Below are 13,910 nucleotides of genomic sequence, written 5' to 3'. Positions count from 1 at the left end.
CAGCAACTACCGCACTACCACACCTCGTTGGAGGCGTCTCTATGTCCACGCACGCACGCAACAAGCTCCTCGCGGCGGGCGCCCTCTGCGCCGCCACCGCCCTCGGCGTCACCGGCCTGACCGCGGCCAACGCCTCCGCCGCCCCCGCGCACGCCGACGCCCCCTCGAAGATCCGCGGCGACTACAACGGCGACGGCTATGTGGACCTCGCGGTCGGCGTGCCGAGCGCGACCGTCGACGGCAAGGCCAAGGCCGGATACGTCAACGTCGTCTGGGGCGGCGCGTCGGGCCTCGGCAAGCACGGGTCGACCACGGTAAGCCAGTCCACGTCCGGGGTGCCCGGCACCGCCGAGGCGGGCGACGCGTTCGGCTTCGCCGTCGCATCGGACGACATGAACGGCGACGGCTACAGCGACCTGATCGTCGGCGCGCCCGAGGAGGACACCTCCGTCGGCCTGAGCGTCGGGACCGTCGCGGTCGTCTGGGGCGGTGCGGGCGGCTTCAAGGGCGGTTTCACCGCGGCCAACGGCGACTTCGGCAGTTCCCGGTTCGGAGCACAGCTCGCCACCGGCGACTTCGACAAGGACGGCAACAAGGACATCGCCTTCAACCGTCACTTCGACGAGGTCGGCTCGGTCGTGACGCGGCCGGGACCGTTCACCGCGGGCTCGCCCGCCAAGGTCTCCCGGGTCACCGGCTGGCACTTCACGGACGCCACCGCCCTGGCCTCCGGTGACTTCGACGGGGACGGCCGCGACGAACTCGCCGTCTCGTACCGGGGCATGGAGATCAGCGGTACGACCGTCCTGAACCGCGCGACGGGCGAGTGGAAGGAGACGTGGGCCACCGGCGACCGCACGGACAGCGCGCTCGCCACCGGCGACTTCGACGGGGACGGCACGACCGACCTCGCCGTCGGCAACGTACAGCCCAACCCCGAGTCCGAGAAGACCAACTGCGAGGACCGGCTCGGCGGCGCGATCCTCACCGTCCACGGCAAGAAGGGCGGCGCCCTCGGCGACGGCGGTACCGCGTGCACCACCCAGGCCTCGCCCGAGGTCGGCGGCACGGCCGAGGCCGACGACAACTTCGGCGCGCAGCTCGCCGTCGGCAACCTCGACCGGAACGGCGGCGACGAGCTGGTCGTCGGCGCGGACGCGGAGGCCGTCGGCACCGTGAAGAACGCGGGCACGTACTGGCTCCTCGCCTCCAGCGGCGCGGGCAAGCCCCTGACGGGCCCCGCCTTCAGCCAGAACACCGCGGGCGTCGCGGGCACGGCGGAGGCGGACGACCACCTCGGCGCGTCCGTCGCGACCGGCGACTACAACGGCGACTCCTACCCGGACGCCGCGGTGGGCGCGCCCGGCGAGGACGGCCAGAAGGGCGGCGTCTGGTACGCCCAGTCCCCGAAGGACGGCGGCCCGCGTCCTGCGGTCACGTCCGTGACGCCGGGGAAGCTCGGTCTCGCGGGGGCGCGGGAGTACGGGATGGTTCTGGGTCGGTAGGTCGGGCGCCGTCGGCCATCCCGCACCGTAGGACTCCGCACCGCTGAATCACCGGCTTCGCCGAGTTCGTCCTCAAACGCCGGACGGGCTGAATTCCCAGGACACCGGACGGGCTGAACTCCCAACTCAGCCCGTCCGTACAACCCTTACTCCCCTCCGGCGGTCTCTCCTTCGCCGACCGCGGCGTGACGCCCGGGCCAATGCCCGGTGAACTCGCCCGTCGCACCCCATCGACTGCGGATGCCCGCCAGGCATCCCCGCACGCTGCAGGAGAACCGCATGGCCAAGCACAAGCGCACCTCCGCCCCCGCCCGCTCCAGACGCTCGCGGCTCGCCGCCGCGACGGCCGCCACGGCCGCGCTGACCGGTGGACTGCTCGCCGTCACCGGCGCCACCGCATCCGCCGCACCCGCCGAGCCGCTGCCCTCGCACGAGGCCGACTTCAACGGCGACGGCGTCGCCGACCTCGCCACCTCCGCGCCCGGCGCCACCGTCGGCGGCAAGAGCGGGGCGGGCCAGGTCGTCGTCACGTACGGCGGAAGCACCCTGCGCCACAAGACCTTCAGCCAGAACAGCACGGGCGTCCCCGGCTCCGCAGAGACGGGCGACACCTTCGGCTACGACACCGCGTACGGCGACTTCGACCGTGACGGCTTCGACGACCTCGCGGTCGCCGCCCCCGGCGAGGACGTCGGCAGCGACAAGGACGGCGGCACCGCGCAGATCCTGTGGGGCTCCGCGAACGGGCTCTTCGGCGGTACGACGGTGAAGGACCCGCGCCCCGGCAGCCACGACTTCTTCGGCGGGCCCATCGAGGCCGGCGACTTCGACGGCGACGGCGACGCCGACCTCGCCATCGGCGCCCGCTCCGGCGCGGCCACCATCGACGTCCTGAACGGCAAGATCTCCCGTACCAGCGGCACCGGCAGCAGCCGCTACACGGTCAAGCCCGCCATCCACAGCGGGGAGGGCGCGGGCCCCTTCAACCTGCACTCCGGCGACGTGAACGGCGACAAGAGGGAAGACCTCATCGTCGACGGCTACTCCACCGCCGACAACTACAACGCCAACCTCTGGGTCCCCGGCACCTCCGGCGGCCTCAAGACCACCCACCAGCAGCGGCTGCCCGGCGGCACCATCACCGACGTCGGCGACACGGACGGCGACGGCTACGGCGACATCGTCATCGGCCTGGAGTGGGACGACGAGATCGCGGGCGCGCACAAGGGCGGCTCGGTGCACGTCGTGCACGGCGCGGCGAACGGCCCGTACGGCGACACGCAGGTCTTCACCCAGGACAGCGCGGGCGTGCCCGGCACGGGTGAGAAGGGCGACTCCTTCGGCACCGAGCTCGACCTCGGCGACGTCAACGGCGACGGCAACCTCGACCTGGTCGTGGGCGCGGCGGGCGAGGACCTCGACGGCGTGAAGGACGCGGGCTCGGTCACCGTCATCTACGGCAAGGCGGACGGCTCGGGCCTCTCCACGACCGGTGCGGTCTTCCTCGACCAGAACACGCCCGGCGTCCCCAACTCCAACGAGAAGTACGACTTCTTCGGCTCGGACGTCCACGTCGACGACCTGAACGGCGACGGGCGGGGCGACGTCACGGTGGGCGCGTACGGCGAGAACAGCACGAACGGCGCGTTCTATCCCCTGACCAGCAAGCCGAACGGCACCCTCACCGGTTCGTCGGGCGTCTACACGTCGACGGTGGGGATCTCGGCGACGGGGACGCCGCGGCTCGGCGCGAACTTCTCGGACTGATCCCCACGGGTCACCCCGCCCCCCTGAACACCGGGCCCGCACCGCCGGTGCGGGCCCGTCCCAGCCCCTCCGCCCCCTCCCTCCTCCCCCCCCCGGAGCCCTCATGCGCGCACGTACCCACACCCTGGCGTTGGCCGCGGCGACCGTCCTGGCCGCGACCGGCCTGACCCTCCCCTTCACGACGACCGCGACCGCCGCGCCCTCCCGGGTCACCGGTGACTTCGACGGCAACGGATACGCGGACCTCGCCGTCGGCGTGCCCGGCGGCACCGTCGACGGCAAGGCCAAGGCGGGCTACGTGAGCGTCGTCTTCGGCGGCGAGGGCGGCCCGGGGTCGAGCAACGTACGGCGCATCACACAGGCCACCGTCGAGGTCCCCGGCACCCCGGAGACCGGCGACCGCTTCGGTGCCGCCGTCACCACCGCGTACATCGACGACGACAAGTACGCCGACCTGGTCATCGGCGCTCCCGGTGAGGACATCGACGCCAAGGCGGACGCGGGCTCCGTCACCGTCCTGTACGGCACCGGCGACGGCTTCGCGCTGGCCAACACGGCGGCCCGCGGCACGAAGGCGGGCGACGCATACGGAAACGCCCTGACCGCGGCCGACTTCACCGGCAACACGGACGTCGACCTGGCGATCGGCGGCAAGGACCAGGTCGTCGTCAACTACAACCCCCTCGCCGCACGGACCGACCCGCTCATGGGCGACCGCATGGGCGGCCGCGCCCCCGTCATGACGACCGGCGACTTCGACTCCGACGGCCACCCCGAGCTGGCCGTCGCCTTCTACACACAGAACCAGCCCTACACCCAGTCCCACGTCCAGCTCTTCCGCTACCTCAAGGAAGAGACGCGGTTCGGCCTGACCTGGAGCAGCGACAACAGCGCGGCGAACGCGCTGGCCACCGGCGACTTCAACGGCGACGGCCACGACGACCTCGCCCTCGGCAACTGCCGCGAGATCGCCGACGAGAACATCGACGACCCGTGCGGCCCCGAAGAGCTCACCAAGGGCGGCGGCATCCACATCCACTACGGGGACGGCGACGGCCTCGTCTGGGAGGGCCAGACCCTCAACCAGGACACTCCGGGGGTCCCGGGTGTCGCCGAGAAGGGTGACGACTTCGGCAACGCCCTCGCCGCCGCGGACATCGACGGCGACGGCAAGGACGACCTGATCGCGGGCGCCCCGGGTGAGGCCATCGGCGGCGCGGCACGCGCGGGTGCGATCACGGTCCTGAAGGGCGGCGCGAAGGGCATCCTCACCGAGGACGGGAAGGCGGTGGGCGCGGTCTCGTACCAGCAGAACTCCCCCGGCGTCCCGGGCGGCGCCGAGGCGGGCGACCTGTTCGGCGCGGCGCTCGGCTTCGCGGACCACAACGGCGACGGCAGCCCGGACCTCTCGGCCGCCGCGCCCGGCGAGAACGCGTCGGCGGGCGGCGTCTGGAACCTCCCGCACCTCGCGACCGGCACGACGGGCGCGTCAGTCGTCACCCCGAACTCGCTGGGTCTGCCGACGTCTTCGGGCCCGCTGACGTACGGAGCGTCGCTGGCCCGCTAGAACTCGTACGGGTGTCCGGTAGGACGGGTATCCAGTAGGACCCTTCCGGGTACCCCTAGGGGTTGTCACAGGTCGGCCGCAAAGCACGTCTCCTCCCGAGGAGGGACGACCCCACCCCTGAAGACCAGGTACGTTCGATTCGTGGCTGGATTCAGGATCGGACGCGGCCGGGACAACCGCGCCCCGCGACCGCAACAACAAGCGCGGCAGCAGCCGTACGGACAGCAGGCCCCCCAGGGAGGGCAGCAGCCGTACGGCTACCCGCCTGCGCCGTCGGGCCCCCAAAACCCGCAGCACCCGCAACACCCGCAGCAGTACGGCGGGGGCGGCGCGCGGCAGTACGGCGGGGGTGGCGGCGGCAACCAGCAGTGGCCCCAGGCGGGCGGCGGCAACCACGGCGAGCCGGAGTACTTCGGCGGCCCCGACGACCGCGGCCACGGCCACGGTGGTCCGCAGGGCGGCTATGACCCGTACGCGGCCAACAACCCCGGGAGCACTCAGGCCTTCTCCATCGGCGAGGACCCGTACAACCAGAGCGATACCTACCGCGCAGGCCAGGCGAGCGCCGCCCCCATGGGCCCGCGCCTGCACTGGAAGGACCTGCTCCGCGGCGTCGTACTGCGTCCCGGTCCCACCTTCTTCCAGATGCGGGACTACGCGATGTGGGGCCCCGCCCTCATCGTCACGTTCCTCTACGGCGCGCTCGCGATCTTCGGCTTCGACGACGCCCGCGAGGACGCGATCAACGCGACGCTGTCGTCGGCGGTCCCCTTCGTCCTCACCACCGGCATCGCGATCACCATCAGCGCGTTCATCCTGGGCGTGGTCACGCACACCCTCGCCCGCCAGCTCGGCGGCGACGGCGCCTGGCAGCCGACGGTCGGCCTCTCCATGCTGATCATGTCGCTGACGGACGCGCCCCGCGTGGTCGTGGCGATGTTCCTGGGCGGCGGCCAGCCGTTCGTGCAGTTGCTCGGCTGGGCGACCTGGATCGCGGCGGGCGCGCTGCTCACGACGATGGTCAGCAAGTCCCACGACCTGCCGTGGCCGAAGGCGCTGGGCGCGTCGACGATCCAGCTGCTGGCGATCCTGTCGATCATCAAGCTGGGCACGTTCTAGTACGTACGCGCAGAGCGCGCATAGGTAAGGGCCCGGCGGACGAAAACTGTCCGCCGGGCCCTTACTCACGTACTCACATACTCACGTCAGGCGTCGAGAACCTGACCCGCACGCTTCACGACGGGCGGCTCGACACTCCAAGGGAAGTTGATCCACTCGTCGGTGCGCTTCCACACGTACTCGCACTTCACGAGGGAGTGCGACTTCTCATAGACGACGGCGGACCGCACCTCGGCGACGTGGTCGAGGCAGAAGTCGTGGACGAGCTTCAGCGTCTTCCCCGTGTCGGCGACGTCGTCGGCGATCAGCACCTTCTTGTCGGTGAAGTCGATGACGTTGGGCACGGGGGCGAGCATGACGGGCATCTCGAGGGTGGTCCCGACCCCCGTATAGAACTCCACGTTCACCAGGTGGATGTTCTTGCAGTCGAGTGCGTACGCGAGCCCGCCCGCGACGAAGACGCCACCGCGGGCGATGGAGATGATCACGTCGGGCTGGTACCCGTCGTCGGCGATCGTCTGCGCGAGATCGCGCACAGCGCCGCCGAACTTCTCGTACGTAAGGTTCTCGCGCACGTCACTCATGCTGGATGTCACACCTGTGTCCGATGGAAGTTGAGGAAGGACCGGGAGGCGGTGGGGCCCCGCTGTCCCTGATAACGCGACCCGTACCGCTCCGACCCGTAGGGGGCCTCGGCGGGCGAGGTGAGCCGGAACATGCAGAGCTGCCCGATCTTCATGCCCGGCCAGAGCTTGATCGGCAGCGTGGCGAGGTTCGACAGCTCGAGGGTCACGTGTCCGCTGAATCCCGGGTCGATGAACCCGGCGGTGGAGTGCGTGACGAGCCCGAGCCGCCCGAGGCTGGACTTGCCCTCGAGCCGACTGGCGAGGTCGTCCGGCAGGCTGATGACCTCGTACGTCGACGCGAGCACGAACTCCCCGGGATGGAGGATGAACGGCTCGTCGCCCTCGGGCTCCACGAGCCGCGTCAGGTCGGCCTGCTCGACGGAGGGGTCGATGTGGGGGTAGCGGTGGTTCTCGAACACCCGGAAGTAGCGGTCCAGCCGCACGTCGATGCTCGAGGGCTGCACCATGGATTCGTCGTACGGGTCGATCCGCACCCGTCCGGAGTCGATCTCGGCCCGGATGTCCTTGTCTGAGAGAAGCACGCACCGAGGATACGCAGAGCGCGCGGGCCCTCCCCAATCGGACAGGACCCGCGCGCCGAACTGCTTCCGTCTGCTTGCGTCTGCTTGCGTCTGCTTGCGTCTGCTTGAGTTCGCTACCGCCTCTGCAAGGTCACCGGCACGGCGTGCCGGAGCCTGGCACATCGCGGACACCGGATGAGCCGACCGGGACCGAGCCGGTCCGCCTGCTGCATCGGGAACGAAGCGGTGCTGAACACGTGCCCTTCGGCACATCGGACGACGGTGCGCTCCATCAAGTCCTTGAGTCCCTTCCCCAGTCGTAGGTGAGCTCGTACATACCCGTACCAACTCGTCTCTCGCTCGTCTCCGAGCCGACGACGAAAGGCCACATTACGGTACGAAAGGGGCGTCCATCCAAGCGGCACGACCGCGATCCACGGTACGCCCCAACTCCCTGCGGACGCACGGCGCATCCACCTCCCGGACAGCGCTCGGGCCCCGCGGCGAGAGCGCCGGGGGCCCGGGATGAGGTAGAGTGTGCGACGTTCGACACCGGTTCCTACGGCGTCTTTCGCGGGTGTAGTTTAGTGGTAGAACATCAGCTTCCCAAGCTGAGAGTGCGAGTTCGATTCTCGTCACCCGCTCCATGAAGAAGGCCCAGGTCATCGACCCGGGCCTTTTTGCTGTCCGCCTTCTCTCAGTCGTCGCGTGCCACATCTGTGCCAGATGCCTGATCATCCGGCTTCCGTGCCACAGCCCGGCGGGCCTTCCGAACACTCCGATCGAGCATCCCGGCGACCTCTTGCTGACGCTCCTCCTCGGAGTGCTGGTAGATCATCGCCGCCTTCTCGGACGACTGCCCGGCGCGGACCATCGTGTCCTTCAAGGTCGCACCGGATCGGGTCGACAGGGTGTGTCCGGTGTGGCGGAGATCGTAGAACCGGAAGTTGCCCGGCAAACCAGCGACCGTGCGCGCCCTGCGCCAGTACTTGCCGAAGGTGCTCCGCCGGAATGGCGCTCCCCGATCACCGACGAAGACGAGGCCGTTCGGTCCCTCCTCGGCGAACGACTCCATGTGCCAGCGGACCTCACGCTCCAGGAACGCGGGCAGGTAGATCGTGCGGGTACCGGCGTCCGACTTGGTGTCGCCGGGCGCGCGTCGCCCGTTCGTCCTCTCAGGTTCGGCCGTCCGCACCGTGATGCGCAGAGCGTCGAGGTCGACGTCCCGGCGGCGGAGCCCGGCCAGTTCCTCGGGGCGAGTCGGGCCGTAGGCGCCGAGGTAGACCATGAGACGCCACCGCATGCCGACCGCTTCGGCGAGGGCATCGACCTGCGCGACGGTAGCCGTAGGCCGTTCCTGTGCCTTCTCGGCACCAGCGCCCTTGATCCGGCACGGGTTGCGGCGGATCAGGTCGTCGTCGACGGCGGTCTCCATGATGGCCTTGAGGAGGCGGTACGCCTTGGCGGTCGCCGTCTTGGCGCCAGTGCGGAGACGCTCGGTGCGCCAGGTGCGGACGCGGGGCGCGGTGATCTCGTCGAGGTCGTCATCACCGAAGGTCGGGAGGATGTGGCGGTCCAGGAGGTACCGGTACAGGTCGCGCGTGAGCACGCTGAGTTCGCGCTCCTCGACCCACTTGTCTGCGTAGGCGCGAAGGTTGACGGCCCCGGCCTCCGGGTCTCGCCAATCGCCCCTGCGAATCTCCGTCTGTTTCTCGGCCAGCCAGTCATCGGCGTCGGCCGTCGTCTCGAAGGTGGACGGTGCCGGGCGCATGACTCCGTCCGGCCCCGGGTACCGCGCCTGGTAGCGGCCGGACGGCAGCCGCCGAATCGCACCGAAGCGGCGACGCCTCCCCCTGCTGTTCGCCATCAGGCAGCCCTCCCGTAGCGAGCACGAGACCGCTTGATCGGCTCGACCGTGTGGGAGGTGATGAACTCCTCGACCGCGCTTTCCGGGATGCGCACATGGCGGCCGACCTTCACGTACCGGATGCGTCGCTCCTCGATGAGCCGACGCGGGAAGCGGGCCGTCGTGCCGAGCAGCTCGGCGACCTGGTCGACGGAGAGGTGACGCTCAGCCACGGGTGGGTTCCCCTTCCGTTCCGGGGGCGGGTTCGAGGGTTTCGGCAAGCCAGGCTTCGGCGTCGGTGAGGCCGGTTCCGGCGTAGACCCAGTGGGCGAGGACGAGGGTCGAGTCCGGGGCGGCATGGTCGTCGGTGACGGCTTGGGCTCGGCGCCATTCGGCTCGGGCGTCGCGGAGCGCGCCAAGAGTCACGGAGTAGCGGCGGGACTTGGTCGAGAAGTGGCCGCGGAAGCCGAGCATGTGGGCCCAGGCCCGGAGCCGGAGTTCTTCCAGTTCCTTGCGTGCACCGAGGGTCCATGCGGTGCGGATCATGCGGCGGGCGTGGTCGCTGATGTCGAGCTGGGCGAGTTCGGCGAGGAACTTGAGGGGGCGGTCCAGCGCACCCGTGGCAGTCTCCGCGCCCTTGGTCGCGTACTTGGCGATGTACGCGGCGACGGCCCGTTCGGTCAGCGCATGGCCGCCGTCGAAGTCGGCGGATCGGATGGTGCGTACGTCGAGTTGGCGGCCGAAGGTGAAGGTGTGCGCGCGGTTGTCGATGACCGGGCCATCCACGCGGGCAGCGGTCGCAGCGGCGCGGATGGCGTCGGTCAGCAGCTCGGGGGTTGCCCAGGCCGGGGGCGGGCTGTCGCCTCCGGCCGGGCCGTCGATGCGGATGACCGCGTGGAAGTGGACCGCACCGCGTTTCTGGTACTCGGCGACCTTGGCGAAGGAGACCCGGGCGTACTCGCGGAAGGCACGTTGGGTGAGGCCCGCACGCTTGGCGACCTCCCGGCGGAGGTAGATCGAGAAGCGCCGCCAGAGCAGGCCCGCGTGAGCGTTCCAGAGCACGGCTGCTTCGTAGTCGTAGGTGTCCGGGTTCAGCGGGGTGCCGAGGACGGTGTCGTCCTGGTCGTGGAGGATGCCGCAGCGGCAAGGGCGCACTGTCCGGGTCGGGCCGGTGGGGCGGTTGTGGACCGGGCCGAAGCCGGGGGCGGTGAAGGTGGCGAAGACGCGGGGGTGGGCGGCGACGCGTTCGGGGACGCCCTTGCCGCCGCGCAGGCCGGAGGTGATCAGGTGGAAGGTGTCGCGGCGGTAGACCTCCGCGCAGGCCGGACAGCGGGTCGTACGGCGGTTGTTGCAGCGGACCAGGAGGTGACCGGCCGGGAGGGTGGCCGAGTCGAGGTGGTGGACGAGGTTGCCGATCTCGCCCGTCCGGGTGTTGACGGTGTGCTCGGTGCGGTGGCCGTCGAGGCGGATCGGGTGCGTGCAGCCGCCGAGGCCGGAGAGCTGACGCAGGAGCGCGGGCATGGTGCCGGTTGCGGCCAGTTGACCGAGTTCGCTGAGCGGGGGCGGGGTGGTGCGGGTGATGATGGCTTCTCCTTCTGGCTTCGGTCAGGAGGGACAGGGCCCCCGGGGCGGCGGATGCTTGGCGGTATCAGGGCCGCCCCGGGGGTCTGGCAGTAGCGCTAGCGACGACGCTGGTCGCGGAGCATCGAGCGGATGACGACTGCGCACACGGCGACGGAGATGGCCGTGACGGCGACGGCGGCCAGGAGCGCGGTCAGTACGACGCCGCCGACGAGGACGGCCACGACCGCCCCGCTCGTGATGGAGATCTGAGGCGCGGACCGCCGCATGGGGGTCGGGTCGGCCACCGTGTGGTGGTGGACGGGCGGCGGCGTCGGGCTGTCGGGGTACTTGGGCAGGAACACGGCGAAGCTCTCCTTACCTACTCGTCTAGTCATGTGAGCCGTTTACGACGTCCACGCCGGAGCGCGTGCCGGATTCGATGGCCGGGGCCATGAAGGTGTGCGAGAGCCAGAAGCCGAACAGTGCGATCACCACGACGATCCACGTGCGGACGCCGAGGAACTTGACCGCTCCCCAGGCGAAGAGGCCGAGGACGAACACAAGCGGCAGGCTGACGGTCACGGAGGCGGGTCCTTTCAGCGGGCGGAGCAGCGGTGGGTACGGGCGGCCAGCTCGGCGGCGGCGCGGCTGTCGTAGTCGGCGGAGAAGCCGCAGCGCGGGGCCGTGCAGGCGGCGGTGTGCTTCTCGCGGCCACGGCCGTCGTACGACGTGCCGATCTGGACGGGACCGATGCGGGCGACGGAGCGGAAGCGGCGGTTGGCGCTCATGTGGATCTCCCTTCGGAAGGTTCCGAGCCTTCAGAGCTGAGCGGCGATGGCGTCGGCCATGGGCATCGGGACGCCGAGGCGGGCGCGCAGGGTCGTGGTGTCGATGGCCGTGCCGGTACGGGTGTGGTGCTCGGTGGCGACTTTGCGGGCGTGCTCGACCAGGGCGGCCGGGACGGAGACGGGGGTTGGAGGGGTCGGGGTGGGCGCGGGTTCGGTGGCCGGTGGCGGCGGGAGCTCCGGTGTGGGATCGGGCGCGTCCTCCTGGTCGTCGTCCTCTTGGTCGCCGTCCTCCTGGTCGTCGATGCGCTCGGGCTCTCGGCCGTCCTCTTCGGTCACCTCGTGCCGGGTCGGCGTCGAGTGAGCGAGGAGAGTGCCGCCGAGGAAGGCGACCGCAGGCCAGCCCGCGACGAGGATGCGGAGCCAGGACGGCACATAGTTCAGGTCGAGCAGACCGGCGGTGGCGACATTCGCGCCCAGAGAGGCCGCGAGCGCAATGACGAACCAGCACCAGCCCGCGGCTTTGGCCTCACCGGTCCGCAGTCGACGCCAGGCGGCGACGAGCAGCAGGTCGACCGAGACTGGATAGGCCCACGCTTTCCACCCGTCCTGTCCGGCCGCCGAGGCGACGTCGTGCAGGTGGGCGAAGGACAGGGCGGCGGCGATGACGGCTTGGACGAGTACCGCATCGATACGGGCCAGTTGGGCGCGCATGCTGCGGCTCCTTCCGGATTCAGGCATGGCAGGGGTAGGGACGTGGCGCGAGACGGTCACGCCGACCGGAGTGGGAAGGTACGGCTCAGCCGGTGATCGGTCGCGGCTGCACGACCGGGGCCGGGGGCTCGACCGGCTGCACGGGAACGGAGGGCCGGAAAGGCTTCAGCGCCGGAAGGTCGGGGACCAGGTGCGCCGACGCGCGGCAGGTCTCGGCGGCGTCTGTCAGCGAGAGATACGGCGTACGGATACGGGACCAGCCACCGGAGGAATCACCGGCGACGGCGAGACCGGGCTGTTCGGCAGGGATGGCGCAGGCGGCGGAGACCGCTTCGGGGGCGATGTCGCCGAGCGCCATTTTCGCGGAGGCTTCGTCGTTCACGCGGTGGCAGACGCGACCGGTCAACTGGGCTCGGAGCATCGTGGCGCCCTTGCCGAGCTCGGCACCGAATCGCTGCCCGCACACCTCCAGGTAGATACCGGCCGCGCGGCCGAGTTGGGCAAGCCGGATGAGCTGAGTGACCATCTCGTCCCGCCGCTCTTCCTCCTTCCTCGAAGCTACGAGGAAGAGTTCCGCCACCTCATCGACGAACAGCACCACGGGAACGGGCCGTTGCTGCTCGGGAAGCCCCCAGATGTCGGAGGTGATCTCCTCGTTCGGCGTGCCCGGTGCGATCCTCTGACGTGCCTTGATCAGGTCGTACCGGTCCTCCATCTCCTTGATGAGCACGGGCAGCAACTCGGCGGCCTGCTCGGGGTCGGTGGCCAGCGCCGACAGCCGCGGGGCGAAGGGCGCCAGCTCCACACCGCGCTTGCAGTCGATGCCGACCAGGGCGACGGACTGCCGCGCGAGTCCGGCAACGAGATGCCGCAGGTACATGGACTTGCCCGACAGGGTGGCGCCGAGGCTGAGGCCGTGAGGAACGACGCGGTAGTCACGTATGAAGGGCGTCGCGTCCTCCCGCAGCGCTACGGGCACTTGCAGGAACCCGCCCACCGCTTTGCGCGGCATACGGACCTTGCGCAGCACGTCGTAGCCGACGAGTCGCAGTTCGATCACGCCAGGCTTGACCGTCGTCACGTAGACGGCGTGCACTCCCCAGGCGTGCCGCAGGCGTTCGGCGGAGGCGGCCACGTCGGCGGGTTCCTGGCCCGGTGCCAGCCGCAGACGGAGCCGTAACCCGGTCGTGGTCGGGCGGATGATCCCGCGACGAGGCGGTACGGGCCGAACCTCCCCACGGGTGGCCTTGACCGCCAGGGCCCGCAGCCGGGACGGCGTCACGGTCAGGCCGCAGGCCTCCATGACCGAGCCGTACGAGCTGAACAGTCGGGCCGTGGACGTCGGCAGGCCGACCGCAGACCAGTAAGCCCCCGGGTGCTTGGCCCGGGTGTAGGCAGCCCCGCCGCCGAGCGCGGCGACAGGACCACCCACCTCCAGAAGCGTTGCCAGATCGGTCATCAGGCCGAGGCCTCCATGGCGGCCGGGAAGGCGGCCGGAGTGACGGCGGCGCAGCGGTAGGCGATGCCGTGGCGCTGCTGGCCGTTGAAGACGCTTTCCCACGGCCGGGCCACGAGCCCCGGGAGCGAGACCGGCGCACCGAGCGTCAGCCCGTCGGACACTCCGCTCTCCGGGATGGTCACCTTGATCAGGGACGACTCCCCCTCCTCGATGTAGACGACGCCGATCGTCATCAGCGCTTCGCCGCTGTTCACGTCCTTGGCGATCTCACCGGTCTGCCGGTCGCGGACCTTGGGCTCGGGCGCCTCAGTGAGCAGGATCGTCGCGGCCGAGGTCTCCACGCGAATGGTTCGCAAGGTTCTTCCCATCTACTCGTCTATACAAGATGCAGCCTTCGAACCCGATCTCCGGGAACGGCGACCACGTTGCCACACAACT

At 70.4% G+C, this 13,910-nt stretch carries 15 protein-coding genes and 1 tRNA gene; 5 read left to right on the top strand and 11 right to left on the bottom strand.

Annotation, left to right across the window (positions count from 1 at the left end):
* The first annotated feature begins 41 nt into the window (after positions 1-41).
* The 4 genes from AC068B_RS25660 (at position 42) to AC068B_RS25645 (ending at position 5,958) form a co-directional block, all read left to right on the top strand.
* Complete coding sequence (locus AC068B_RS25660) at positions 42-1,505, top strand: FG-GAP-like repeat-containing protein (protein WP_478673986.1); 1,464 nt, start codon at positions 42-44, stop codon at positions 1,503-1,505.
* A 279-nt stretch (positions 1,506-1,784) separates the two neighbouring features.
* On the top strand, positions 1,785-3,272 hold the full coding sequence (locus AC068B_RS25655; RefSeq protein ID WP_478673985.1) for an FG-GAP repeat protein: 1,488 nt from the start codon (positions 1,785-1,787) through the stop codon (positions 3,270-3,272).
* A 103-nt stretch (positions 3,273-3,375) separates the two neighbouring features.
* Positions 3,376-4,839, top strand: a complete 1,464-nt coding sequence (locus AC068B_RS25650) for an FG-GAP-like repeat-containing protein (protein WP_478673984.1) — start codon at positions 3,376-3,378, stop codon at positions 4,837-4,839.
* 141 nt (positions 4,840-4,980) lie between these two features.
* Entirely contained in the window at positions 4,981-5,958 is a 978-nt protein-coding gene (locus tag AC068B_RS25645) for a Yip1 family protein (protein WP_478673983.1), read from the top strand.
* Positions 5,959-6,044: 86 nt separating this feature from the next.
* On the opposite strand, the gene AC068B_RS25640 is transcribed toward AC068B_RS25645, so the two are convergent.
* Both AC068B_RS25640 and dcd read right to left on the bottom strand, forming a co-directional pair.
* Positions 6,045-6,542: a phosphoribosyltransferase gene (locus AC068B_RS25640; protein ID WP_478673982.1), complete on the bottom strand. Its 498-nt coding sequence runs from the start codon at positions 6,540-6,542 to the stop codon at positions 6,045-6,047.
* A gap of 8 nt (positions 6,543-6,550) precedes the next feature.
* Positions 6,551-7,126, bottom strand: a complete 576-nt coding sequence (gene dcd / locus AC068B_RS25635; protein ID WP_055565996.1) for a dCTP deaminase — start codon at positions 7,124-7,126, stop codon at positions 6,551-6,553.
* Between the two features lie 552 nt (positions 7,127-7,678).
* Here dcd and AC068B_RS25630 point away from each other — a divergent pair.
* A tRNA-Gly gene (locus AC068B_RS25630) sits at positions 7,679-7,752 on the top strand.
* A 50-nt stretch (positions 7,753-7,802) separates the two neighbouring features.
* Here AC068B_RS25630 and AC068B_RS25625 read toward each other — a convergent pair.
* The 9 genes from AC068B_RS25625 to AC068B_RS25585 form a co-directional block, all read right to left on the bottom strand.
* Positions 7,803-8,972 carry a tyrosine-type recombinase/integrase gene (locus tag AC068B_RS25625; protein WP_478673981.1) on the bottom strand — a complete coding sequence of 390 codons (1,170 nt, stop codon included), beginning with the start codon at positions 8,970-8,972 and terminating at the stop codon, positions 7,803-7,805.
* Entirely contained in the window at positions 8,972-9,184 is a 213-nt protein-coding gene (locus AC068B_RS25620) for an excisionase family DNA-binding protein (protein ID WP_030788957.1), read from the bottom strand. Before AC068B_RS25620 ends, AC068B_RS25625 begins: the two co-directional genes overlap by 1 nt.
* Positions 9,177-10,472 (bottom strand): replication initiator, encoded by a 1,296-nt coding sequence (locus AC068B_RS25615; protein ID WP_478673980.1) that lies wholly within the window; start codon positions 10,470-10,472, stop codon positions 9,177-9,179. The genes AC068B_RS25620 and AC068B_RS25615 overlap by 8 nt, the downstream gene beginning before the upstream one ends.
* Before the next feature lie 158 nt (positions 10,473-10,630).
* Positions 10,631-10,876, bottom strand: a complete 246-nt coding sequence (locus AC068B_RS25610; protein WP_478674172.1) for a SpdD protein — start codon at positions 10,874-10,876, stop codon at positions 10,631-10,633.
* Between the two features lie 25 nt (positions 10,877-10,901).
* Positions 10,902-11,096, bottom strand: a complete 195-nt coding sequence (locus AC068B_RS25605; RefSeq protein ID WP_205034603.1) for a hypothetical protein — start codon at positions 11,094-11,096, stop codon at positions 10,902-10,904.
* Between the two features lie 14 nt (positions 11,097-11,110).
* On the bottom strand, positions 11,111-11,302 hold the full coding sequence (locus tag AC068B_RS25600; RefSeq protein WP_478673979.1) for a mobile element transfer protein: 192 nt from the start codon (positions 11,300-11,302) through the stop codon (positions 11,111-11,113).
* A 30-nt stretch (positions 11,303-11,332) separates the two neighbouring features.
* Positions 11,333-12,013 (bottom strand): DUF2637 domain-containing protein, encoded by a 681-nt coding sequence (locus AC068B_RS25595; RefSeq protein WP_478673978.1) that lies wholly within the window; start codon positions 12,011-12,013, stop codon positions 11,333-11,335.
* An 85-nt stretch (positions 12,014-12,098) separates the two neighbouring features.
* Positions 12,099-13,472, bottom strand: coding sequence for an FtsK/SpoIIIE domain-containing protein (locus AC068B_RS25590; RefSeq protein WP_478673977.1), 1,374 nt, complete (start codon positions 13,470-13,472; stop codon positions 12,099-12,101).
* A complete protein-coding gene (locus tag AC068B_RS25585; protein WP_478673976.1) occupies positions 13,472-13,828 on the bottom strand; it encodes an SCO3933 family regulatory protein in 357 nt (118 codons plus the stop codon). The genes AC068B_RS25590 and AC068B_RS25585 overlap by 1 nt, the downstream gene beginning before the upstream one ends.
* Positions 13,829-13,910 lie beyond the last annotated feature (82 nt).

The sequence above is a fragment of the Streptomyces sp. NPDC042371 genome (assembly GCF_056437465.1).
This window is presented reverse-complemented; position numbering and strand designations above follow the sequence as displayed.

What these genes read in the sequence shown, in the direction of transcription:
- AC068B_RS25615 (WP_478673980.1), bottom strand. Translation starts at nt 10,472, where the DNA reads ATGCCCGCGCTCCTGCGTCAGCTCTCCGGCCTCGGCGGCTGCACGCAC.
- AC068B_RS25650 (WP_478673984.1), top strand. Translation starts at nt 3,376, where the DNA reads ATGCGCGCACGTACCCACACCCTGGCGTTGGCCGCGGCGACCGTCCTG.
- AC068B_RS25590 (WP_478673977.1), bottom strand. Translation starts at nt 13,472, where the DNA reads ATGACCGATCTGGCAACGCTTCTGGAGGTGGGTGGTCCTGTCGCCGCG.
- AC068B_RS25660 (WP_478673986.1), top strand. Translation starts at nt 42, where the DNA reads ATGTCCACGCACGCACGCAACAAGCTCCTCGCGGCGGGCGCCCTCTGC.
- AC068B_RS25625 (WP_478673981.1), bottom strand. Translation starts at nt 8,972, where the DNA reads ATGGCGAACAGCAGGGGGAGGCGTCGCCGCTTCGGTGCGATTCGGCGG.
- AC068B_RS25640 (WP_478673982.1), bottom strand. Translation starts at nt 6,542, where the DNA reads ATGAGTGACGTGCGCGAGAACCTTACGTACGAGAAGTTCGGCGGCGCT.
- AC068B_RS25600 (WP_478673979.1), bottom strand. Translation starts at nt 11,302, where the DNA reads ATGAGCGCCAACCGCCGCTTCCGCTCCGTCGCCCGCATCGGTCCCGTC.
- AC068B_RS25595 (WP_478673978.1), bottom strand. Translation starts at nt 12,013, where the DNA reads ATGCGCGCCCAACTGGCCCGTATCGATGCGGTACTCGTCCAAGCCGTC.
- AC068B_RS25655 (WP_478673985.1), top strand. Translation starts at nt 1,785, where the DNA reads ATGGCCAAGCACAAGCGCACCTCCGCCCCCGCCCGCTCCAGACGCTCG.